Genomic DNA, 22,142 nt, shown 5'->3' on the forward strand with positions numbered 1-22,142 from the left:
ACTCACCGGAGGGCGGGATCCGGGAGGAGGACATCGACGCGGGGTTTGCTGCGATCGCGCGCCCGCATCCAGACGAAGAAACCGATCAGCGTGAAGATTCCGTAGCACAGGTACATGAAGGCCGACGCGTAGTAGCCGGCGCTGAAGAGCAGCGGCACCCCGACGACGTCGACGGCTACCCAGATGAGCCAGAACTCGACCCAGCCCTTGGCCATACCGATGGTGGCCAGCAGCGAACCGACGAAGGTCCAGGCATCGGCCCAGACCGGTTCGTAGGAGCCAAGCATCCGGAAGAGGGGGGTCAGCGCCACGGTGCCGAGGATCATTCCCGCGACCAGCCCGATCCGTGCCCGGCGGGGTGCCCAGCGCGGGGTGATAGCGTAGCCGTCCGGTTCGGAGCTCGCCCGCCACTGGCGCCAGCCGTAGACGGCGACAGCGATGAACATGATCTGGCGGCCAGCCTGACCCAGGAGGTTGGCGGCGTCGGCCCCGCCGAAGAACGATCCGAGGAAGACGGTGAGGAGCAGGACGTTGCCCACGATGCCGACCGGCCAGGCCCACAGCTTCCGCCGCATCCCGCCAAGCGCGCTGAGGAGACCGAAGATGTTGCCGATCACCTCGCGGAGCAACAGTGCGCTGCCGGCAACAGGGATCTGAGCTTCGAAGAGCCACCTCAGAAAGTCCACGTCGTTCCCTTGTCTCGAGCGGTGCGCTCCGGGGTAACGACAGGAACGGCCGGTGCCGGTTGCTGTGCACCAAGGCGCCAACGAACCAGCACAGCCAAAGCTGCACGCGCTTCTCCCCTCCAGACTTTAACTGTCGGTGCCGGAATTTCACCGGCTCAACCGTCCCTTCCGGCGCGGGTGGCGCTGGAGCGGACGGGTCGCGGACTATCACCGCCGGTTCGGAATTACACCGACCCCGGAGCACGTTTGTGTCTATCAGTATTTCACAACCGGATTGGGCGTGTATCCATTCCCGTCACAAACCGGATCCGCCCGGGAGCCCTTAGTTCTTCTTCTCCGGCGTGAAGTCCACCCCGGCTTCCCTGCGCTGCTGCGCGGTGATCGGGGCGGGCGCCGCGGTCAGCGGGTCGAAGCCGCCGCCGGACTTCGGGAACGCGATGACGTCGCGGATGGACTCGGTGCCGGCCATCAGCGCGACGACGCGGTCCCAGCCGAATGCGATGCCGCCGTGAGGGGGCGCGCCGTACTTGAACCCTTCGAGCAGGAACCCAAACTTCTCCTGCGCGTCATCCGTGCTGATGCCCATGACCGAGAACACGCGTTCCTGCACATCGCGCTGGTGGATACGGATCGAGCCGCCACCAATCTCGTTGCCGTTACAGACAATGTCGTACGCGTAGGCCAGCGCGGTCTCCGGATCCTTGTCGAAAGTATCCTGGTACTCGGGCTTGGGCGAGGTGAAGGCGTGGTGCACAGCCGTCCACGCTCCCCCGCCAACCGCCACGTCGCCGGCTGCGACGGCCGCCGACGCCGGTTCGAACATCGGTGCATCGACCACCCAGACGAACGCCCAGGCCTTTGGGTCGATCAGACCGGTGCGGTGGCCGATCTCGACGCGTGCCGCGCCGAGCAGTGCGCGGGACGGGGTCTTCTCCCCGGCGGCGAAGAAAATGCAGTCGCCAGGGTTGGCGCCGACGGCGGAGGGCAGGCCGTCGCGCTCGGTGTCGGTGAGGTTCTTGGCGACGGGCCCGCGGAGACTGCCGTCGTCGTCGACGAGGACGTAGGCGAGGCCCTTCGCGCCGCGCTGCTTGGCCCATTCCTGCCAGGCGTCAAGCTGGCGGCGCGGCTGGGAGGCCCCGCCGGGCATTACGACGGCGCCGACGTAGGGTGCCTTGAACACGCCAAAATCGGTGTCCTTGAAGAAGTCGGTGAGCTCGGTCAGCTCCAGGCCGAAGCGCAGGTCGGGCTTGTCGGAGCCGAACCGGGCCATGGCGTCGGCGTAGGTCATCCGCTGGATCGGGGTGGGGATCTCGACGTCGATCAGCTGCCAGAGCGCCTTGACCAGGCTCTCGCCGAGGGCGATGACGTCGTCCTGCTCGACGAAGCTGGCTTCGATGTCGAGCTGCGTGAACTCGGGCTGGCGGTCCGCGCGGAAGTCCTCATCGCGGTAGCAGCGGGCAATCTGATAGTACTTTTCGAAGCCGCCGACCTGAAGGAGTTGCTTGAACAGTTGCGGTGACTGGGGCAGGGCATACCAGGAGCCGGGGGCCAGACGGGCTGGCACCACGAAGTCGCGGGCGCCCTCGGGGGTCGACCGGGTGAGGGTGGGGGTCTCAATCTCGACGAACCCGTCCTGATGCAGCAGTTCGCGCGCCACCCGGTTCGCTTCGGAGCGCAGCCGGAGGTTGGCGTTCGGCGCGGGCCGGCGCAGATCCAGGTAGCGGTGCTTCAGGCGGGCTTCCTCACCCACCTCGACATGCTCGTCGATCTGGAAGGGCAGCGGGTCGGAGGTGTTCAGGATGGTCACCGTCTCGGCGATGACTTCGATGCCACCGGTGGCCAGCGCTGGGTTCTCGTTGCCCTCGGGCCGCTTCTCGACGGTGCCGGTGATCTGCAGGACGTATTCATTGCGCAGGCCGTGAAACACTTCCTCTTCCCGGACGACGACCTGGGCGAAGCCTGAAGCGTCGCGCAGGTCAAGGAATGCTACCCCGCCGTGATCTCGGCGGCGGGCTACCCAGCCTGCCAGGGTGACGGTGTGTCCAATGTGCTCAGTCCGTAGTGAACCGAGGTCATGTGTGCGCAGCACAGCATTCCTTCCGGGTGGAGGTGCGGGGCATCGATGGGCTACCCGCGTATGAAAAGATCGTCTCGTTCGAGTTTACCGGTGATACCGGAACCCACCCGCCACGGCAGGGGATCACAGATGGCACCGCCTAATCCGGCAGGGAACAATCCGCCTCCCACTAATCCACCGGGACTTCGGCGGCAGCTGGGCGGCTTCGACGCCACCACCGTGGGGATCGCCTCCATGATCGGCGCCGGGGTGTTTGTGGTGTTTGCCCCGGCAGCCGCGGCCGCCGGGAGCTGGCTCCCCCTGGCCGTGTCGATCGCCGGTTTCGTCGCGTACTGTAACGCGGCGGCCTCGGCGCAGCTCGCTGCGGTGCATCCGCAGAGTGGCGGCACGTACGTCTACGGGCGTCGTCAGCTCGGTCCCTGGCCGGGATTTGTCGCTGGCTGGAGTTTTGTCTCCGGTAAGACCGCCTCCTGCGCCGCGATGGCCCTGACCTTTGGCCTATACGCCGCCCCGGGCTTCGAGACCGCCGCAGCGGTTGCCGCGGTCGTGGGTCTGACGGTAGTGAATCTGCTAGGCGTCAGCCGAACCGCCCTGATGACCCGGATCATCGTGTCCCTGGTGGTTCCGGTCCTGGCGTTCGTGGTGGTCGCCGCCTTCGCCGCTCCCGCACCGTCCGACCCGATCCCCCTGCCCACCACCTGGCTCGGGGTGCTGCAGGCGTCTGGGCTGCTGTTCTTCGCCTTTGCCGGGTATGCGCGGTTGGCCACCATGGGCGAAGAGGTGCGCGAGCCGCAACGCACCATCCCGGCAGCGATCTTCGGATCACTCGGCTTCACGCTGGTACTGTATTTGCTGCTCTCGTTTGGGCTGCTCTCCGCGCTCGGCCCGACGACGCTGGCCGGGTCCCCCGCACCACTCCTCGAGGTGTTCGCTGCCTCAACGTCAGGGGTCCCGACGGCGGCGGTCACCGTGGCGGCGGCGCTAGCCAGCCTCGGAGCCCTACTGGCCCTCATCGCCGGGGTGGGCAGGACCACCCTGGCCATGGCGCGGGAGGGCGACCTGCCCCGAGTGCTTGCCAGTATCTGGCAGCGCTTCGGAGTTCCCTATGCCGCGGACCTGGCGACCGTCGTCGTCGTCATTGGCTTACTTCTGGCTACCAATGTGCTCACGGTGGTGGGCTTCTCCAGCTTCGGGGTGCTGATCTACTATGCGATCACCAACCTGTCAGCGTTCACGCTGACGGACCGGCCGTGGCATTCGCCGCGGGCGCTGAACGTGGTCGGCTTCGCCGGGTGCGTGCTGCTGGCCCTGACCCTCCCGGCGTCGTCGGTGCTGACCATGCTCGCGGTCCTGACCGCCGGGGTGCTCTGCCGCGCCGTCGTCGTCAATGTGCGACGACGACGGGCCTGAGCTTTGGTGCGCGGGCGTCGGCTAGCCCTCTGAACGCAGCACCGTCGGCACCCGGTCGGCAGCCGGAGGGGACCAGGTGTCAGGGTCGGTTGGCTCCTGGGTACCGGTTCTGAGGTCCTTGACCTCGTGCGTCCCGTCCTCGGCCGTGAACCAGATAAACGGGATGCCACGCCGATCAGCGAACTTGATCTGCTTGCCGAACTTCTCGGCCGAGGCTGCCACCTCGGCGGAGATGCCCCGGCCACGCAGCGACGCGGCAATGTCCTGCGCGGCGGACCACGAACTGTCATCGGTGAGCGAGATCAGGACGGCGGTGGGGACCTGGCGGGAGACCGCGGTGAAGCCCTGGCTGAGGATCCGCGACACCAGCCGGGTAACCCCAATGGAGAGGCCGACGCCGGGGAAGGTGCGGTTGCCCTTGGCGGCCAGGCTGTCATAGCGGCCGCCGGAGCAGATGGAGCCCAACGACTCGTGCCCGTTGAGTACCGTCTCATAGACGGTGCCGGTGTAGTAGTCGAGGCCGCGGGCGATGCTGAGGTCCGCCACGACCCGGCCCGGGGCGCGCTTGGAGGCTTCGGCGATGACCTGCTCCAGCTCCCCGAGGCCCTCTTCGAGCAGTGGGTGGGTCACCCCGAGGGCGCGGACCTGATCGACGAACGCCACGTCAGTGGTGCGGATAGAGGCGAGGCGGAGGGCAAGTGCTGCCTGCTCGGCGGTGGCACCAAGTTCGGTCTCAAGGAGCGCGGTCACCTTCTCGGCGCCGATCTTCTCCAGTTTGTCGATGCTCCGCAGCACACCGGCGGTGTCCTCAAGGCCGATCCCCCGGTAGAATCCCTCGGCCAGCTTCCGGTTGTTGACGCGCACGGTGAAGTCGGGGATGGGGAGGGCGGACAGGGCATCGACCACCACGAGGGCGAGTTCGACGTCGTACCGGAACGGGAGGACGCCGTCGCCCACCACATCGATGTCCGCCTGGGTGAACTCGCGGAACCGGCCATCCTGCGGGCGCTCGCCGCGCCAGCACTTCTGGATCTGGTAGCGCCGGAAGGGGAAGGCGAGGTGCCCCGAGTTTTCGACCACGTAGCGTGCGAACGGGACTGTGAGGTCATAGTGGAGGGCAAGGCCGTCGCCGGCACTGGGCGCGCGGCCGCCGTCGTCGTCGGCCTGCAGTCGGGAAACGGCGTAGACCTCTTTGTCGATGTCGCCCTTGCGTAGCAGGTGGGACACCGTCTCGACAGCGCGGGTCTCAATGTTGGAGAAGCCGTGCAGTTCGAACGTCTTGCGCAGCGTGTCCAGCACATGCAGCTCCACCAGTCGCTCCTCCGGCAGCCATTCTGGGAAACCTGACAGTGAGGCCTTGCGTGCCATACGGCTGAGCTCCTTGCAGTACGTAGCTTTCGGGTGACTGGTGCGGCATTCATTTTAGGGGCTGGGGTGGACCCACGCGAAACGCTTCGTCCCTTCCCCGGTCGCCACCTTCGCCGCCCACGGTGGTCAACCTGGGTATCGGTGAGCAGCTTTTCCCGCTCCGCGGTCGAGGTTGACCCCGCCAGTCCGGGTTGCTCACCGCAGCAGTCGGTCCGTGGCGGGCGCACTCGGTCCACGGTGAGCGCTACGAAATTCCGCTGCCGAACCCTTATGCGTAAAGTAACCTTTTAGGCTGCGCAGCACCGGGACGCAAAGCAGGAGCCGGTAGACGAGAGAGAACGGTCCCCCGGCCAGTGCTGTGACGATAGACTCAGGAGCCCTGAACTAGTTGCCGCGAGGTAGCAGGCAAACCAACGAGCGAAAGACTTCTAGCGGTGACACAAAGTCAGCAATCCGACGAAACACCCCGTGGCGACGAAACGTCAGGCGACGAGGTAGCCCCCACAGTCCCTGAACCGGCGGCAGAAGCCGCGGTAGTCGAGCCCAAGCCAGCTGAACCGGCGGCAGAAGCCGCGGTAGTCGAGCCCAAGCCAGCTGAACCGGCGGCAGCACCAGTTGCCCAGGTGGCTCCGGAGACCCCAGCGTCGGACGCGGCCTCTGCGCCTGCCGAGACCGCAGCAACTGAAGAGACCCCGGCTCCTGAGGCGACCCCTCTGGCCGACCGCCCCGTGCCCCACCCGAGCACGACCCCCGGCGCCGCCCCGACCCCCACTGCTACCCCGGCTCCCGCTGCCCCGACCCCCGGCGCGATGGCACCGCGTCCCGGGGCCAAGCCCGGCGGGAGGCCCGCTGGCAAACCCGGATCCCCAGTCGCCGCTCCCCCAGCGCACAGCACTTCCCTTAGCGAGGCGGCCAGGTTCGCCCGCGTCGAGGAGGACGGCCATGTGTTTCTGATCGTCAACGGCGAGGAGCACGCTGTTGGGCAGTACCCGGATGCGTCGAAGGATGAGGCGCTTGCCTACTTCGTCAGGAAGTACGACGACGTGGCCAGCCAGATTGTGCTCCTTGAGCAGCGGGTGCAGGCAAAGGCGCCGTCGGCTGACATGCAGAAGACGGCGGATCACCTGCGGGAACAGGTGGCCGAGAAGAAAATGGTCGGCGACGTGCTGGCGCTCGAAACCCGGCTTGACGCCCTGACCGGCTCGATCTCCGAACTCGTTACCGCCGAGAAAGCCGTCCAGGATGCGTTGAAGACCGCCGAGTTGGCGGCCCGCGAGGCGATTGTTGCCGAAGCTGAGGAGATCGCCGGCCGCGACCCTTCCACCGTCCAGTGGAAGGCCAGCAGCACCAGGATGAACGAGTTGTTCGAGACCTGGAAGGCCGCCCAAAAGAACGGCATCCGTCTTGGCCGCGGCACCGAGGACGGGTTGTGGAAGCGGTTCCGCGCGGCGCGCACCATTTTCGACCGTCATCGCCGCGCCTACTTCTCCCAGCTGGACACCGACAACGCCTCAGCCAAGCAGGCGAAGGAATCCCTCATCCAGCAGGCCGAGGCGCTGTCCACCTCCACCGATTGGGGCCACACCGCTGGCGAGTACCGCCGGCTGATGGACGAGTGGAAGGCCTCCAAACGGGCCAGCCGCAAGGACGACGACGCCCTCTGGGCCCGCTTCCGGGCCGCCCAGGACCGGTTCTTCACCGCGAGGAAGGCCACCAACGAGGCGATCGACGAGGAGTACGGAGCCAACCTGGTGGTCAAGGAAGCCTTGTTGGCGGAAGCTCGTCAGCTGTTGCCGATCAAGAACCTTGCCGCGGCGAAGAAGTCGCTGCAGTCCATCCGCGACCGCTGGGAGGAGGCCGGCAAGGTGCCGCGCTCCGACATGGGCCGCATCGAGGCTGGTATCCGTGAGGTTGAGGACGCAGTCAAGTCGGCTGACGACGCCCACTGGGAGCGGACCAACCCGGAGACTCAGGCCCGCACCAACAGCGCGCTGAGCCAGCTCGAAGCCACCATCGCAGCACTTCAGGACGATCTGGGTGCCGCCCAGAAGGCCGGCGACGCGAAGCGTATTGCCGCTGCCGGGGAGGCCTTGACGGCCCGCGAGCAGTGGCTGGAGATGCTCCGCAAGTCGGCGAAGGACTTCTCCTAGGATATTTTCCCGAGGACCCACGGGTCAGGACGATGCGCTGAAGCCCGGTTGACCAGAGTCTGGTTGGCCGGGCTTTGAGTTATCCACATCCGGACACCGGGGCTTTCGCTTTGCTGGGCAAGTCGGAATGCTAGTGCTATGTCCCAACACCTGCAGGGCGCGACCCCCGCAATGGACAGGGCAGAGCCGGTCACCTCAACCGGCGGTGTCCTGTTTCGTGCCAACGACATCTTCAGCACGGTTGAGCTGCAGGCCATGTGCAACGATGGCCTGCTCCACCGGGTGTGTGGGGAGTCGTATGCGCGTGCCGACCTCCATCTCGATCCGGTCTCCCGCGCACAATCAGCAATCCTGTGCGTCCCGGAACCGCTGCGTCCGAAGGTGGCCCTTGCCCGCCAGAGCGCTGCCTGGGTGTACGGCTGCGCCAGCCTACCCGGCACGGTCAATCTGGTGACCGACCATCGGCGTCGAACGACCGCCCTGCCACCGTTCAGTGACGCCCTGATGCATCAGGTGGCATTGGGTCCCCGCGACGTCAGGGTGCTGGGTGGGGTGGGTGTCACCTCACCCCTCAGGACTGCACTGGACGTTGCGGTTCACGGTCACGAATCGTGGGCGCTGCCAAGCCTCATTAGACTGGCCACCCAGCCGTCGCTGGGCTGCGATCTGGTTCTGGTAGTCAGGGCCCTTGAGGCAACCCGTCGTGTTCCCGGTAAGAACCGCGCCCTGGCTCGCCTACAGACAGCCATGCATTCGGGGCAGGACTGATACCTCAGCTACAGCCTCCGCTGGGCCCCGGTGGTGCGATAGACATCGAATACGCCGTCGATTCGACGCACGGCGTTGAGGATGTGGGTCAGATACTTCGGGTCGCCCATTTCGAAGGCGAACCGCGACAACGCAACCCGGTCCGTTGAGGTGTTGACGCTCGCGGCGAGAATATTGACGTGGTTTTCCGACAGGACCCGGGTGACGTCGGAGAGCAAGCTCTTGCGGTCAAGCGCCTCGACCTGGATTTCAACCAGGAACACGCTGGACTGGGTGGGCGCCCATTCGACCTCGACAATCCGGTCCGGCTGGTCGCGCAACTCCTCAACGTTGCGGCAATCAGTCCGGTGCACCGAGACACCCGAACCGCGGGTGACAAACCCGACGATCGGATCCGGTGGGACCGGTGTGCAACAACGGGCAATCTTGACCCAGACATCCCCAACCCCACGCACTGTCACCCCCGAGTCGGAGAACTTGGGCCGGCGGGGGGTGGTGGCAACCGTTGATTCGGCGAGGCTCTCTTCGGCGCCCTCATTGCCGCCCATCAGTGCAACAAGGTGTTCGATCACGTTCTGCGCCGAGGAATGCCCATCCCCGACGGCGGCGTACAGGGCGGCAATGTCGGCGTGCCGGAGTTCCTGGGCGACGGCCATCAGCGCATCATGGGTCATCATGCGCTGCAGCGGCAGGTTCTGCTTACGCATGGCACGCGTGAGCAGTTCCTTGCCCTTCTCAATCGCCTCTTCGCGGCGTTCCTTGGTGAACCATTGCCGGATCTTGTTGCGAGCCCGCGGGCTCTTGACGAAACCCTGCCAATCCTGGCTTGGCCCGGCGCCCTCGGCCTTTGAGGTGAAAATCTCCACCCAGTCACCGTGGTTGAGCTCGCTGTTCAAGGGGATCAGCTTGCCGTTGACCCGCGCGCCGATGGTTCGGTGGCCCACCTCGGTGTGCACGGCGTAGGCGAAGTCGACCGGCGTCGAGCCGAACGGCAACGCCATCACCTCGCCTTTGGGGGTAAACACGAAGACTTCCCGCGCGTTGATCTCGAAGCGAAGTGAATCCAGGAACTCATCGGGGTCAGAGGTCTCCTGCTGCCAGTCGACGAGGCTCCGCAACCAGCCCATGTCGCTGTTGTCGGGTCCGTCACCGACTTTCGCCCCGGTGCCCTTATACTTCCAGTGCGCTGCCACACCGTACTCGGCACGGCGGTGCATGTCGTGGGTCCGGATCTGGATTTCCACGGGACGCCCACCCGGCCCGATGACCGTGGTGTGCAACGACTGGTACATGTTGAACTTGGGCATCGCTATGTAGTCTTTGAACCGGCCCGGGAGCGGGTTCCAGCGGGCGTGCAGTTGCCCGAGCGTGGCGTAGCAGTCCCTGACACTATCAACCAGGACCCGGATCCCCATCAGGTCGTGGATATCGTCGAAGTCCTTGCCGCGGACAATCATTTTTTGATAGATCGAGTAGTAGTGCTTTGGTCGCCCGGTGATGGCGGCCTTGATCTTGACCGACCGGAGGTCCTCACCGATTTGGGTGCGCACCACCGACAGGTGCTTCTCACGCTCGGGGGTGCGATCACCCACCATCCGCACAATCTCTTCGTAAACCTTCGGGTGCAGCGCAGCGAAGGACAGATCCTCGAGCTCCCACTTGATGGTGTTCATCCCGAGCCGGTGGGCCAGCGGGGCGAAAATCTCCAGGGTTTCGCGTGCTTTCCTGGCCGACGACTCGGGTGAGACAAACCGCCACGTCCGCGCGTTGTGGAGCCGGTCGGCAAGTTTGATCACCAGCACCCTGATGTCCTTGGCCATGGCGACGACCATCTTGCGGACTGTCTCCGCTTGCGCGGCGTCCCCGAAGGACACCTTGTCCAGTTTGGTCACCCCGTCCACCAGCATCGCCACTTCGGCGCCGAAGTCCCGTTTGATGTCGTCGAGGGTGCACGAGGTGTCCTCAACGGTGTCGTGCAGCAGTGCGGCGGCGAGGGTGGTGCCGGTCATCCCCAACTCGGCGAGGATGGTCGCGACGGCGACCGGATGGGTGATATACGGGTCGCCGCTTTTCCGTTTCTGGCCGTCATGGCTACGCTCGGCAACCAGGTACGCCCGCTGGATGAGGTCCAGGTCCTCTTTGGGGTTGTTGGCCCTGACCGTCCGGAGCAGCGGTTCGAGTACCGGCGAGTACCCGGGCGCTCCCCTGCCCGTCAGCCGTGCCAGTCGGGATCGGGGGCGGACTTTCCGCTCTGGCAGTGCGCTATGGTCGGCGCTGCCCGCTGAGGGGGCCGACGACGGCGACGCTGCCGCAGCGTCGCTGCGGACCGGTGGGGTGGCCGCCGGGGGTGCTGGCACCTGTTCGAGCTGCGCGGTTGACGGGCGCGAGGTGGCGCCGGGACGCTGCTCACGGCTATCCGTGTCTGCCCGCTCTGCTGGACCACTGGCTTCTGCCACGTACCACTCCGATTCCTCACCCGCCAGACGGCTGACGGGCATTACACCACGCCACTTCTCCGGCGTGCATCCTTAAGTCTAGACGTGCAAACCAAACCGTCGTGCACACTTCTCCGGGGGCGGACGGACCGGGCCTGGAAACGACTGTGTCCTGAACCCCACAGGGGTCCAGGACACGGTCGGTCATGGTCTGAGACGCACGGCGCCAATTAGGTCGCCGGGACGGTCTCCGCCGCTTCAACCGACCTGCGCTGGAGCACCCGCTTCTCCTGGCGTTTGATGTCTGGTTCCCGCATCCGCAGCCATGCGTACATCGGCGCCGCCACGAAGAGGGTGGTGATGGTGCCCATGATGATGCCGATGAAGAGAGCGAGGGAGAGGTCCCGCAGGGTGCCCGCTCCGAGGAGCAGCGCCCCGATGAAAAGGATAGAGGCGACCGGCAGCACGGCCACCACCGAGGTGTTGATGGAGCGGACCAGAGTCTGGTTGACCGCAAGGTTGACCTGCTCGGCGAACGTCCGCTTCGTTGAAACATCTAGGTCCGCGGTGTTCTCTCTGACCTTGTCGAAGACCACGACCGTGTCGTAGAGCGAGTAGCTGAGCACCGTGAGGAAGCCGATCACCGCTGACGGGGTGACCTCAAAGTCGCTCAGCGCGTACAGACCGGCTGTCACGGTCATCACCACCACCAGAGCGGCGAGTGCTGCGACGGACATCTTCCAGGTCCTGAAGTAGACGGCCATCAGCACCGCGGCAAGGGCGACGAAGACCACCAGCCCGATGAGCGCCTGACGACTGACGTCCTCACCCCAAGTCGGCCCCACGAAGGTGGAGGTGACTTCCTCGGCTGTGACGTCGTAGGCGCCGATTAGCGAATCCCTGACGCTGAGCGTTTCGTCGTCGGAGAGGCGCTCGGTCTGGATGCGCATCGTCTGCGGGGCGATGTTCGTGACGCTCGGAACAGCGTCGGCGACGACGTCGGTGACTGCCCGCTCGCCCAGCGCGACGTCGGTGTTCTCAACGCTGGACACGGTGAACTCGGACCCACCGCGGAAGTCGATCCCGAGGTTGAACCCGCCTTTGACCACAGGGATCAGGATGGACACCAGGACAGCTACCGCTGCAATGGTGAACCACAGTTTGCGCTTCCCCACGAAGGGGTAGGACCGTTTGCCCGAGTAGAGGTCGTTGCCAAACTTGGCAAAGCTGAAGCCCCGCATTTACTTGTCCTTCTCTTCGGTGCCATTGCTGCGCGCGGCAAGAGCTTTTTGTTCGGCCAGCCGCCGCTCTGCGATAGTGGTGCGCCGGGCGATTTCGCCTGACACTGCCTTGTTCTTGGTGCGGCCGGCGGCAGCCATCTCGGGGGTGGCCGAGGGCATCCGGATCCTGCCTGCGCCACGGTACAGCGGCATGACGCCGAGCTTCTTCGGATCGAGACCCGAGAACCGGTGTCCTTCCCCGAAGAACTTGGTCTTGGCCAGCAGCCGCATGACCGGCTGGGTGAACAGGAAGACCACGATCAGGTCGGCGACGGCGGTCAGGCCGAGGGTGAAGGCGAACCCGCGCACGTTACCCACCGCCACGAAGTACAGCACGACGGCGGCGAGCAGGTTGACTGCCTTTGAGGCCAGGACCGTGCGTTTTGCCCTGCGCCAGCCGTTCTCGACTGCAGATACCAGGCCGCGACCGTCCCTGAGCTCATCGCGAATTCGTTCGAAGTAGACGATGAAGGAGTCGGCGGTCTGCCCGATCGCTACGATCAGGCCCGCAACGCCCGCCAGGGACAGGCGGTAATTCTCGGTCCAACCGAGAATACAGATGGCCAGGTAGGTCAGCAGACCGGCGACGACGAGGGAGGTGATCGTGACCAGCCCCAGCATCCGGTACTGGAAGATTGAGTAGACGGCCACCAGGATGAGGCCGATGATGCCGGCGATGAGCCCCAGCCGGAGCTGGTCGGCTCCCAGGGTCGCCGATATCTGCTGTTCGCTCTGGATCTCGAAGCTGATGGGAAGAGCGCCGTACTTCAGCTGTTCGGCCAATGCTGCTGCCGACTCTTCGGTGAAGCTGCCACTGATGGAGGGCTGGCCGTTGGGGATCACCACGTTGGTGGTGGGGGCGGAGATGATGGTTCCGTCGAGCACAATGGCGAACTGGTTCCGCGGATCGCCCTCCCCGAAAGCGAACAACCGTTCAGTGACTCCGCGGAAGATTTCACTGCCTTCGGCGTTGAACTGGATGTTGACGGCCCAGGTGTTAAGCGACTGACCCTGGGGGCTGCGCTGCATGCCGAAGTCGGCTGTGTCGATGTCGGTGCCCGGCACCTCCACCGGCCCGAGGATGTACTTACCCTGGGTGCCCGGCTCGCAGGCAACCAGCGGCTCGTCGGCTGGTGCCGCTTCCTCAGCCGGTTGGAGTGCCTCAGGGGAGGTGCAGTCCAGGGCTTCAAATTCGGAGAGAACCTCGCCGGTGATCCAGTTTGGATCGCTGGCGTCGGTGGGTTCGGCGGTGGGGACGGGCAGTTCCTCCTCGGGGGTCGGCGTCTCAGCCGCAGGCGCTTGCCCCGCGCCGCCGAATAGGACTGGACGGAATTCCATTTGCGCGGATGCCTGGATCAACTCACGGGTCTCGGCGTCGGGGATGCCGGGCAGTGAAACAATGACGTTGCGGCCCGACTCGGTGTTGATTTCGGCCTCGGCCACACCGCTGCCGTCGACGCGCTGCCTGATGATCTCGACCGCCTGGTCGAGCTGCTCTTCGGTGATCTCTTCGCCGCCGCCCTGTACCTGCGGCGCCAGGATCATCTGGGTTCCGCCCTCAAGGTCAAGAGCCAGTTTGGGGCTCCAGCTCGCGGTGCTCCAGACGGACCCGCTGCCCAGGAGAACCGCAAGTAAAGCGAACATAACGCCGAGCCAAACGAGGGTCCGTTTGGCTGCCGTGCCTGGGCCGGTACGAGGCATGTGGAATTTCCTTTTATCGAGAGCGCACGCTGGGGTGGATCTGAGAGCGGTAGGGCCAACGCCGCGTCGACGCTGGCCCCACCCGGGCGCTAGTTGTCTTTGTTGTCCCGCTTGTTGTCATAGTCCGGACGGAGCTCGTCCTCCGGACGGGATGCAGGTCGCTCAGGGTCCGAGCCGGGAAGTACCTCGTCCTGGCGGGGCTGATCCTGGCCTTCGACAGTGGCGGCCCGGGCGGCGGTGGTCCGGGAGTCGGCGACCGGGGTGTCCGCACCGTGGCTGGTCAGCGAGGAAGCGTCGTCCGGGACGGCTGGCGTTTCGTCGTCGTCATCGGCGGGTTCGGGCTGAACCACCTTGGTGAGGGTCTGCATGTGGACCGTGGCCGTGGCGCCCGGACCGAGCTGCAGGAGCGCCTTATTGGCTTCCTCATCGAGTGAGATAACGGTGCCGAAGAGGCCGAAGTTGGTCATCACTTCGGTGCCGGGAACCATTTGAGTACGCTGCTCCTTGATGGTCTTCTGGGTCTTCCGCTGCCTCCGGAACATCATGAAGATCAATACTCCGAGCGCCAACGGCAGGAGCAGGTTGAAAATGTCAAAACCTGGATCTTGGGCGGCAGTCTGGGCTAAAAGGGTGGGGAACACAGGGTGATTCCGTTTCTATATCTTGGGATCCGCACGCACCTGACGTGCCGCACGTCATATCAGTGTAAAGGGAAACGTGATGGTGCGCGTCCTGCCGGCTCGCCTACCCCTCGGTGTTGGCCCATTCTGTTACCTCGTCGTTGTCGCTGCCAAGGTTGCTGTCACCGAGGTTGTTCTCACTCAGGGTGTCTTCTTCGGACAGCACGGTGAACAGGTCTTCCGGCATGGCCGCAGCAACAGTGGCCGGCATGACCAGGCCAAGGTGGTCCCAGGCCACCCGGGTGGCGATCCGGCCACGGGGGGTCCGTCCGAGCATCCCTTCCCGCACCAGGAACGGTTCAGCGACCGTCTCGACAGTCTCAGGCTCTTCGCCGACGGCGATGGCCAGCGTGGACAAGCCCACCGGACCGCCGTTGAACTTGGTGATCAGGGCGGTCAGGACCGCCCGGTCGAGACGATCAAGGCCCTTGGCGTCCACCTCATACATGTCCAGCGCCGCCCCGGCGCAGCGCGCGTCGATCAGGTCGACGCCGTGCACCAGCGCCCAGTCGCGGACCCGGCGCAGCAGGCGGTTGGCGATACGGGGCGTGCCGCGGGACCGCCCGGCCACCTCGGAAAAGGCAGCCGAATTCACCTTCATATCCATCAGCATCGCCGACCGGCGCAGCACCAGCTCAAGCTCCGCCGTCGAATAAAACTCGAGGTGTCCGGTGAAACCGAACCGGTCACGCAGCGGGCCGGGCAGCAGGCCGGCTCGCGTAGTGGCACCCACCAGGGTAAACGGCGGCAGGTCCAGCGGGATCGCGGTCGCTCCGGGACCCTTGCCGACAATGATGTCGACCCGGAAGTCCTCCATCGCCATGTACAGCATTTCCTCGGCGGGCCGGGACATGCGGTGGATTTCGTCGAGGAACAGCACCTCCCCGTCGGTGAGTGAGGAGAGGATAGCTGCGAGGTCGCCGGCGTGCTGGATGGCCGGCCCGGAACTGATCCGCAGCGGAGCGTTCATCTCGGCGGCGATAATCATTGCCAGCGTGGTCTTGCCCAGTCCCGGCGGGCCGGACAATAGCACATGATCGGCCGTCCTGCCGCGCAGCCGTGAGGCTTCCAGCACCAACGACAGCTGTCGGCGGACCCGCTGCTGCCCCACAAAGTCGTCAAGGTTCTTGGGGCGCAGCGCTGCCTCGACCGCCCGGTCCTCGGGGTCACCGGCGGGTGCGACCACGGGGGTCTCCTCCCCCGTTGCTGCGTCGTCGCGGGCCATCAGCTGACCCGGCTACGTGCTGACGCCCGGGCACCGTCCTGGCCGAGCCTGCGCAGAGTGAGCTTCAGGATGGCTCCGACGTCGCCCGTCGCGGCCACCTCGGGTGCTTCGGCGGTTGCTGCGTCGATCGCGGCTGTGGCGTCCTTTTCCGACCAACCGAGCCCCATCATCGCTGTCAGGACCTGTCCCTGCCAGCTATTCTTCGGCGTCGTCCCGGTGGTGCCCAGGGGAATTAGCTTGTCAGCCAGTTCCAGCACAATCCGTCGGGCGCCCTTCGGTCCGATGCCGGGCACCCTGCTGAACGCCTTGTCGTCGCCGGACGACGCGGCCACCCGGATGGCCTCCGGCGTGTGCACGGCCAGCACCGCCAATGCCAGCCGGGGGCCGACGCCGCTGACGCCGAGGAGCGTGTCGAACACCTCACGCTGATCGGCTTCCTCGAACCCGAAGAGCGTCATGGAATCCTCGCGGACGATCATCGCGGTGAACACCTGGGCTTCCTGCCCGGTACGGAGGGTAGCAAGCGTCTGCGGGGTGGCAAGAATCTGCATACCAAACCCGTTGACGTCCAGCACGGCCGAGTTGAGGCCAACGTGGCTAACGGTGCCGCGGAGGGAACTGATCATGCGCGCTACTCCAAAATTTCTATCCGAACATATCTACGAACAGCGTACTGGTCTTCTCGGACTTTCTCCGGAGCGCCACACCGTCGGGTTACCGGCGTCGTCGGGCTTTCGCCTCGGCCTCGGCCCAGATCCGTTGCGCCACCGTCGCTGTCCCGCGGTCGGCCGACGCGCGATTGGCGGCGACCCCCTGCCGCCAGGCGTGCGTGATGGCCAGGGCAAGGGCATCGGCGGCGTCGGCGGGTTTGGGCGCCGTGTCGAGTCGGAGAATTTTCGTCACCATCTTGGTAACCGCCGCCTTGTCCGACTGGCCGTTGCCCGTCACTGCAGCCTTCACCTCGGTGGGTGTGTGGAGGGCCACCGGGATGCCGCGCCGGGCCGCCGCGACCATGACGACGCCGGAGGCCTGGGCTGTACCCATCACCGTGCTCACGTTGAGTTGGCTGAACACGCGTTCGACGGCGAGCACGTCGGGTGAGTGGGCGTCGAGCCATTCATCGACTGCATCGGAGATGACGAGCAGCCGCCGGTCCAGCAATTGGTCGGCGGGTGTGCCCACCACCCCCACGGCCACGAGAGTCGACCGCCGGTTGGGCTCAATGTCGACGACAGCCAGCCCGCACCGGGTCAGGCCCGGGTCGACTCCCATGACGCGCAGGGTCATGCGACGGCCCGGCGGTGCTGCGGCGGGGCTGAAGGGATAGCCACTGGGTTAGTCGTCGCCATCCAGTTCGGCCAGCACCTCATCCGAAAGATCGGCGTTGGAGTACACGTTCTGGACGTCGTCGAGGTCCTCCAGCGCGTCGACCAGGCGGATGAACTTGCGGGCGCCGTCGGCGTCGAGCTCCACCTGCATGGACGGGACGAACTCAGCCTCGTCGGTGTCGTAGTCGATGCCGGCTTCCTCAAGCCCCGCCACCACGGCGCGAAGATCCTGAGGTTCGGAAATGACCTCAAAGCGTCCCGCAGTCTCCTTGACTTCCTCGGCACCGGCGTCGAGCACTGCCAGCAACAGATCGTCCTCGGTGAGCTCGCTGGCTGGCAGCGTCACCACACCCTTCCGGGTGAAGAGGTAGGCCACGGACCCTGGATCGGCCATCGATCCGCCGTTGCGGGTGACCCCCAACCGGACCTCCGAGGCGGCGCGGTTCTTGTTGTCGGTGAGGCACTCAATCAGCAGGGCTGAACCCTGCGGGCCGCGGGCCTCATACATGATGGTCTGATATTCGACGGCGTCGCCCAGCAGACCGGCGCCGCGCTTCACTGCGCGGTTAATATTGTCGATCGGCACCGAAGTCTTCTTCGCCTTCTGTACCGCAAGCTCGAGCCCCGGGTTGCCTGCCAGATCGGCACCGCCCGCACGGGAGGCGACCTCGATGTTCTTGATCAGCTTGGCAAAGGATTTGGCGCGCTTCGCATCAATCGCGGCCTTCTTGTGTTTGGTGGTTGCCCATTTAGAGTGCCCCGACATGATCTACCGTTCTCCTTAGGATCATCTGCATAAACAATTGGTGAATCCGCCGCTCCCCGGTTACCTCGGGATGAAAGCTGGTGGCGAGGAGGTTCCCCGACCGCACCGCAACAATCCTAGCGACCCGGTGGGTTTCCGGTTGCTGCAGGTCCGTGCCAGGCGCCCGTCCCGGCACCGCGGCCAGCACCTCAACCGAGTCCCCGACCCGCTCAACCCAGGGTGCGCGAATGAAGACGGCACGCACCGGCGGGACGGTGCCGGAATCGTCAGGGGCCAGCCCCGAGAACTCAAGGTCAGTCTCGAAGGAATCCCGTTGCCTACCGAATGCGTTGCGGCGCACCACGATGTCGAGCCCGCCCAGGGTCTGCTGCGGGCGGCCCTGCAGGTCTGTCGCCGGATCGGCGATGGCATCGGCCAGCATGATCATGCCCGCGCATGACCCGTAGACGGGCAGCCCGGACCCGATCAGCTTACGCAACGGTTCGGCCAGGTCGAAAGCCCTGGTGAGTTTATCCATGGCAGTGGATTCACCGCCCGGGATAATCAGGCCGTCCAGCCTGGCCAGTTCGGTTGGGCGGCGGATAGCACTAGCACGGCCCCCCAGGGACTCGATCGTGCTGATGTGTTCTCGCACGTCACCCTGGACGGCCAACACGCCGACGTGCACACCGGATGAGTCCGGTGCGGGAAAAGTGGTCATCCATCCATTCTAGGTTGGGGCGCGGCGCTGGGGAGAAACGGCCGCCCCGACTGCGATAAGTTAGGTGTCATGTTCCCCTTTAGTGTGCTGGTCGGCAAGGCTGTGCGTCGCGTCTCGCGGCTGCGGGGCGGAGGCTCGGCGCTGCCGGGCCTGGTGGTCGAAAAAATTGATCCAGGATTCATGGGGCGGGCGCTCAGCGGCCTGCCGCAAGGCGTGGTAGTGATCAGCGGAACCAATGGGAAGACCACCACCACCAAGATGGTGGTCGAGCTACTGCAGGGTCAGGGCCTGACGGTCTTCACCAACCGTACCGGCAGCAACTTCACCCGCGGCGTCGCCGCAGCCTTGCTCGGCGAGGTGAACTGGCGGGGCAGGCTCACGGCTGACATCGCCGTCCTGGAGCTGGATGAGGCACACGCAGTCCACTTCGTGAAGCTGGTGCCACCCACCCACTGCCTGCTGCTCAACGTGCTCCGCGACCAGCTGGACCGGTTCGGTGAAATTGACCAAACCACCCGCCTGCTCGAGCGAATTGCTGCGAGAACCACCGGCACCGTGGTGCTGAACCGCGAGGATCCACGGGTGGCGGGTATCGCATCGACTGTGACAACTGCCGACATCGCCTACTTCGGTCTTGACTCCTCGCTGCGCAGCACCTTCCCCAACGACGACGAACTGCGCGGCAACATCGGCGTCGCTCCCCCGTCGAGCATTCCTGCCGACGTCATCCTGGAGCACGTCGACGGGAACTCGGCGTCGTTCCTGACCGACGGCGAGTCGACCAGCGTCGACCTGCGGCTGCGCGGGGTCTACAACATTTTCAACGCGGCGGCAGCGCTGGCCACCGCCCGGGTGGTCCTCGGTGACACCATCAACCGTGCGGCGCTGTTCGCGTCACTCGCGACCGTGGAACCGGCCTTCGGACGCGGCGAGTCGCTGGTGGTGGACGGCAAACCGCTGGAACTGGTGCTGGTGAAGAACCCCAGCGGGTTCCGGCTGGGGCTGAAGTCGTTCGACGCCGCCGGCTACGCCACGATGATCGCCATCAACGACAACTACGCCGACGGCCGTGACATGTCCTGGCTCTGGGACGTCGACTTCGATTCCCTCGGGCTCGCTGGCGTCGACATGGTCAGCGGGGTCCGCGCCTACGATATGGCGCTGCGGCTGAAGTACGACGACGTCGAGGTGCGCGCCGTTGAACCCGACACCACAGCAGCGCTACGGTCCTTCATCAGCGCGGCGACGGATCAGCCCAAACGCATTTTCTGCACCTATACGGCGATGCTCGCGGTCCGGCGTGACCTCTCCAAGATCACAACCGTCGAGGTGGTTTCCTGATGTCCAAAGGCACCCTGAATATCCTGCAGCTCTATCCGAAGGAAATGAACATCTACGGCGACTGGGGCAACGTCCTGGTGCTGAAGCAGCGGCTCGCCTGGCACGGGTACACCGCCACCATCCTTGAGCACGCCGCCGGGGACGAGTTCCCGGCGGACGTCGACCTGATTATTGGCGGCGGCGGGCAGGACAGCGGCCAACTGGTCATCCAGCAGGATTTGCAGGCCATCGCGCCGAGGCTGCGGCAGCTCGCCGAGGACGGGCTGCCGATGCTGGTCATTTGCGGACTGTACCAACTGTTCGGAAAGTTCTTCAGAACCCATGACGGCACTGTCATTCCCGGCATCGGGATCCTCGACCTGGAAACCCACGGCACCAACGAGCGCCTCATCGGCAACGTGGTGGCTGAGAGCGAAGAATTCGGCGAGATCCACGGGTATGAGAACCACAGCGGACAGACCCGGCTGGGGCCCGGTGTCAGGCCGCTGGGCATGGTGACCAAGGGGGCAGGCAACAACTCCAGCGACGGTCACGAGGGTGCACGCCACCTGAACGTCGTCGCGAGCTACCTCCACGGATCGCTGCTGCCGAAAAACCCGGCGATCGCCGATTTCCTGCTCCGAAAGGCCGCCGAACGGAAGTTCGGGTCCTTCGAACCGGGCGTCCTCGACGACAGCCTCGCCGATCTGGCCCGCCGCCACGCGGGAGCGCGTCCACGCTAGAGCGGGCCGGCTGCGCCCGGCCCGGGTCACGCAGCCCGGGTCACCAACCTCTCAGGCGATACAAGTAGCCAGCCCGGGTCACCGGTCCTCGGCGAGATTCCAGAGGTGGGCACCGTCGTCGACCGCTCCGTAGGTGTCAACCGTGGCCAGGATGCGGGCGCTGACCTCAGCTTCCCGGTCTGGCGAGGTGCACTCGCCGGGCGGCTGTTCCGGTGGCAGCGCGCACCAGCGGTACGGAGCGCTGACAATGATCGACGGTACCCAGGCCAGATCGCTGACCGTCCACGCGCCGTCAGTTTGCGCGAACTGGGCCCTGATCATCAGACCCTCGTTGTTGACGGCATGGACCGGGGACAGTTCGCTGACCCCGTTGCCCAGGCCGTAAACAATCCAGGTGCCGTTGTACTTCTCGATCGGGAGCACCGAGTGGGTGTGGTGGCCGTAAATAAGGTCGACCTCGCCGCTGTCGGCCAGGGCGTGGGCCACCTCGACTTGCTGCGCGTTGGGCACCGAAGCATACTCATCACCGGCGTGCATGGCGGCGATTACGACGTCGGCCCCCTCCGTCCGGGCCTGCCGCGCCTTGGCGATCATCACGTCGGCGTCGATCAGGTCAACCTGCCAGGGCTGGTCGGGGATCAGCCCGTTGAGGCCGTAGGTGGCCCCGATGACTGCCACCCGTGCGGCAGTGGTTTCGAGGATCATGACGTCCTGGGACGATTTCTCGTCGGCGTAGGAACCGGTGTGCTCAAGACCCACCCGGTTGAGGTCGTCGAGTGTTCTGGTCAACCCCTGGGTGCCGGCGTCGATGGTGTGGTTGCTGGCCGTGGTGCAGGCGTCGTAGCCGACGGCTTTGGCAGCGTCGAGGATCTGCGGCGGCACGTTGAACTGGGGGTAACCACTGAACGGGCCCTCGGGCACCGCCACAGGGGTTTCCAGGTGGCACAATCCCAGATCGCTGTGGTTCAGGTATTCCCGTTGCTTCGCCAGCAAGGGCCCAAAGTCGAAGGATGCGGTGCCACCGGCGGCAGGGTCGTTGGAGGCGTCGTGCGCGTCGGCGGCAGCCTGCTCCCACAGGCCCGGATGGATCAGGAGGTCGCCGGTGGCGGCCACTGTGAAACAACGATCCGCCGCACAGGGTGGCCCTTCGCCTGGGGTGATCTCAGGCGCTGGCTGAGGAGACGGTTCAGGCGACAGTTCAGGTGCTGGTTCGGGAGACGGTTCAGGTGCTGACTTGGTGCTCGTCGCCGAACCGGACGCGGTGGCGGACGCTGCCACCGTCGTGCCGTCACCTGCTGTGGGGGTGCCGCCGTCCACTCCTGAGCAGCCGCAGAGCATTCCGATGGTCAGCGCCGTCGCCGCCACCCTGTTCAGCCTCACTGCCATGGCAGCCTCCTTGAACGGACGTACAGTCATGATAGACCTTGCATCGTCGATAGTCCCCGTTTCGTCACAGCTGGGGTATACCGGGTGCTGGAGGGCGGGTCGCTGGTGTGTAAGGGTAG

Annotated in this window: 18 protein-coding genes and 1 riboswitch; of the genes, 5 read left to right on the plus strand and 13 right to left on the minus strand. The window is 65.5% G+C overall.

Going from position 1 to position 22,142, the window contains the following annotated elements; translation table 11 throughout:
• Positions 1–2: 2 nt before the first annotated feature.
• Entirely contained in the window at positions 3–686 is a 684-nt protein-coding gene (gene pnuC / locus ACX80G_RS11400) for a nicotinamide riboside transporter PnuC (RefSeq protein WP_459307756.1), read from the minus strand.
• 103 nt (positions 687–789) lie between these two features.
• A riboswitch (FMN riboswitch) is annotated at positions 790–933 on the minus strand.
• 75 nt (positions 934–1,008) lie between these two features.
• Positions 1,009–2,775 carry an aspartate--tRNA ligase gene (gene aspS, locus ACX80G_RS11405; protein WP_459307757.1) on the minus strand — a complete coding sequence of 589 codons (1,767 nt, stop codon included), beginning with the start codon at positions 2,773–2,775 and terminating at the stop codon, positions 1,009–1,011.
• A gap of 117 nt (positions 2,776–2,892) precedes the next feature.
• Here aspS and ACX80G_RS11410 point away from each other — a divergent pair, with 117 nt between their 5' ends.
• Positions 2,893–4,173 (plus strand): APC family permease, encoded by a 1,281-nt coding sequence (locus ACX80G_RS11410; RefSeq protein WP_459307758.1) that lies wholly within the window; start codon positions 2,893–2,895, stop codon positions 4,171–4,173.
• A gap of 21 nt (positions 4,174–4,194) precedes the next feature.
• Here the strand turns inward: ACX80G_RS11410 and hisS are convergent, their stop codons facing one another.
• Complete coding sequence (hisS, locus tag ACX80G_RS11415) at positions 4,195–5,541, minus strand: histidine--tRNA ligase (protein ID WP_459307759.1); 1,347 nt, start codon at positions 5,539–5,541, stop codon at positions 4,195–4,197.
• A gap of 434 nt (positions 5,542–5,975) precedes the next feature.
• On the opposite strand from hisS, the gene ACX80G_RS11420 reads away from it, so the two are divergent.
• Both ACX80G_RS11420 and ACX80G_RS11425 read left to right on the plus strand, forming a co-directional pair.
• A complete protein-coding gene (locus ACX80G_RS11420) occupies positions 5,976–7,691 on the plus strand; it encodes a DUF349 domain-containing protein (RefSeq protein ID WP_459307760.1) in 1,716 nt (571 codons plus the stop codon).
• Between the two features lie 138 nt (positions 7,692–7,829).
• On the plus strand, positions 7,830–8,459 hold the full coding sequence (locus tag ACX80G_RS11425; protein ID WP_459307761.1) for a hypothetical protein: 630 nt from the start codon (positions 7,830–7,832) through the stop codon (positions 8,457–8,459).
• Between the two features lie 8 nt (positions 8,460–8,467).
• Here ACX80G_RS11425 and ACX80G_RS11430 read toward each other — a convergent pair whose 3' ends face one another.
• The 9 genes from ACX80G_RS11430 to pdxT all read right to left on the minus strand — a co-directional run bounded on the left by ACX80G_RS11430 (position 8,468) and on the right by pdxT (position 18,574).
• Positions 8,468–10,957, minus strand: a complete 2,490-nt coding sequence (locus ACX80G_RS11430) for a RelA/SpoT family protein (RefSeq protein WP_459307762.1) — start codon at positions 10,955–10,957, stop codon at positions 8,468–8,470.
• Between the two features lie 167 nt (positions 10,958–11,124).
• Positions 11,125–12,135 carry a protein translocase subunit SecF gene (gene secF, locus ACX80G_RS11435; protein ID WP_459307763.1) on the minus strand — a complete coding sequence of 337 codons (1,011 nt, stop codon included), beginning with the start codon at positions 12,133–12,135 and terminating at the stop codon, positions 11,125–11,127.
• Positions 12,136–13,875, minus strand: a complete 1,740-nt coding sequence (gene secD, locus ACX80G_RS11440) for a protein translocase subunit SecD (RefSeq protein ID WP_459307764.1) — start codon at positions 13,873–13,875, stop codon at positions 12,136–12,138. It abuts the gene before it with no gap.
• Between the two features lie 89 nt (positions 13,876–13,964).
• Entirely contained in the window at positions 13,965–14,516 is a 552-nt protein-coding gene (locus tag ACX80G_RS11445) for a preprotein translocase subunit YajC (RefSeq protein WP_459307765.1), read from the minus strand.
• Positions 14,517–14,619: 103 nt separating this feature from the next.
• A complete protein-coding gene (gene ruvB, locus ACX80G_RS11450) occupies positions 14,620–15,780 on the minus strand; it encodes a Holliday junction branch migration DNA helicase RuvB (protein ID WP_459307766.1) in 1,161 nt (386 codons plus the stop codon).
• The gene (gene ruvA, locus ACX80G_RS11455) at positions 15,780–16,406 is read right to left on the minus strand and encodes a Holliday junction branch migration protein RuvA (RefSeq protein WP_459307767.1); all 627 of its coding nucleotides are present in this window, start codon (positions 16,404–16,406) and stop codon (positions 15,780–15,782) included. The genes ruvB and ruvA overlap by 1 nt, the downstream gene beginning before the upstream one ends.
• A gap of 88 nt (positions 16,407–16,494) precedes the next feature.
• The gene (gene ruvC / locus ACX80G_RS11460; protein WP_459307768.1) at positions 16,495–17,067 is read right to left on the minus strand and encodes a crossover junction endodeoxyribonuclease RuvC; all 573 of its coding nucleotides are present in this window, start codon (positions 17,065–17,067) and stop codon (positions 16,495–16,497) included.
• A gap of 48 nt (positions 17,068–17,115) precedes the next feature.
• Positions 17,116–17,874, minus strand: coding sequence for a YebC/PmpR family DNA-binding transcriptional regulator (locus tag ACX80G_RS11465; RefSeq protein WP_459307769.1), 759 nt, complete (start codon positions 17,872–17,874; stop codon positions 17,116–17,118).
• A complete protein-coding gene (gene pdxT, locus ACX80G_RS11470; protein ID WP_459307770.1) occupies positions 17,858–18,574 on the minus strand; it encodes a pyridoxal 5'-phosphate synthase glutaminase subunit PdxT in 717 nt (238 codons plus the stop codon). Before pdxT ends, ACX80G_RS11465 begins: the two co-directional genes overlap by 17 nt.
• A gap of 69 nt (positions 18,575–18,643) precedes the next feature.
• On the opposite strand from pdxT, the gene ACX80G_RS11475 reads away from it, so the two are divergent.
• Both ACX80G_RS11475 and ACX80G_RS11480 read left to right on the plus strand, forming a co-directional pair.
• Positions 18,644–19,915, plus strand: a complete 1,272-nt coding sequence (locus ACX80G_RS11475) for a Mur ligase family protein (protein ID WP_459307771.1) — start codon at positions 18,644–18,646, stop codon at positions 19,913–19,915.
• The gene (locus ACX80G_RS11480; protein WP_459307772.1) at positions 19,915–20,637 is read left to right on the plus strand and encodes a type 1 glutamine amidotransferase; all 723 of its coding nucleotides are present in this window, start codon (positions 19,915–19,917) and stop codon (positions 20,635–20,637) included. The genes ACX80G_RS11475 and ACX80G_RS11480 overlap by 1 nt, the downstream gene beginning before the upstream one ends.
• Before the next feature lie 78 nt (positions 20,638–20,715).
• Here the strand turns inward: ACX80G_RS11480 and ACX80G_RS11485 are convergent, their stop codons facing one another.
• Complete coding sequence (locus ACX80G_RS11485) at positions 20,716–22,053, minus strand: CapA family protein (protein ID WP_459307773.1); 1,338 nt, start codon at positions 22,051–22,053, stop codon at positions 20,716–20,718.
• Positions 22,054–22,142: the final 89 nt, after the last annotated feature.

It is taken from the genome of Arthrobacter glycogeni, assembly GCF_054510815.1.

Bases quoted from the DNA above. Each gene is read 5' to 3' on its own strand.
- ruvB (WP_459307766.1), bottom strand. From the start codon at position 15,780: ATGGCCCGCGACGACGCAGCAACGGGGGAGGAGACCCCCGTGGTCGCA.
- hisS (WP_459307759.1), bottom strand. From the start codon at position 5,541: ATGGCACGCAAGGCCTCACTGTCAGGTTTCCCAGAATGGCTGCCGGAG.
- ACX80G_RS11480 (WP_459307772.1), top strand. From the start codon at position 19,915: ATGTCCAAAGGCACCCTGAATATCCTGCAGCTCTATCCGAAGGAAATG.
- pdxT (WP_459307770.1), bottom strand. From the start codon at position 18,574: ATGACCACTTTTCCCGCACCGGACTCATCCGGTGTGCACGTCGGCGTG.
- ACX80G_RS11430 (WP_459307762.1), bottom strand. From the start codon at position 10,957: ATGCCCGTCAGCCGTCTGGCGGGTGAGGAATCGGAGTGGTACGTGGCA.
- ACX80G_RS11465 (WP_459307769.1), bottom strand. From the start codon at position 17,874: ATGTCGGGGCACTCTAAATGGGCAACCACCAAACACAAGAAGGCCGCG.
- ACX80G_RS11425 (WP_459307761.1), top strand. From the start codon at position 7,830: ATGTCCCAACACCTGCAGGGCGCGACCCCCGCAATGGACAGGGCAGAG.
- secF (WP_459307763.1), bottom strand. From the start codon at position 12,135: ATGCGGGGCTTCAGCTTTGCCAAGTTTGGCAACGACCTCTACTCGGGC.
- ACX80G_RS11410 (WP_459307758.1), top strand. From the start codon at position 2,893: ATGGCACCGCCTAATCCGGCAGGGAACAATCCGCCTCCCACTAATCCA.
- ruvA (WP_459307767.1), bottom strand. From the start codon at position 16,406: ATGATCAGTTCCCTCCGCGGCACCGTTAGCCACGTTGGCCTCAACTCG.
- secD (WP_459307764.1), bottom strand. From the start codon at position 13,875: ATGCCTCGTACCGGCCCAGGCACGGCAGCCAAACGGACCCTCGTTTGG.
- ruvC (WP_459307768.1), bottom strand. From the start codon at position 17,067: ATGACCCTGCGCGTCATGGGAGTCGACCCGGGCCTGACCCGGTGCGGG.
- ACX80G_RS11485 (WP_459307773.1), bottom strand. From the start codon at position 22,053: ATGACTGTACGTCCGTTCAAGGAGGCTGCCATGGCAGTGAGGCTGAAC.
- ACX80G_RS11475 (WP_459307771.1), top strand. From the start codon at position 18,644: ATGTTCCCCTTTAGTGTGCTGGTCGGCAAGGCTGTGCGTCGCGTCTCG.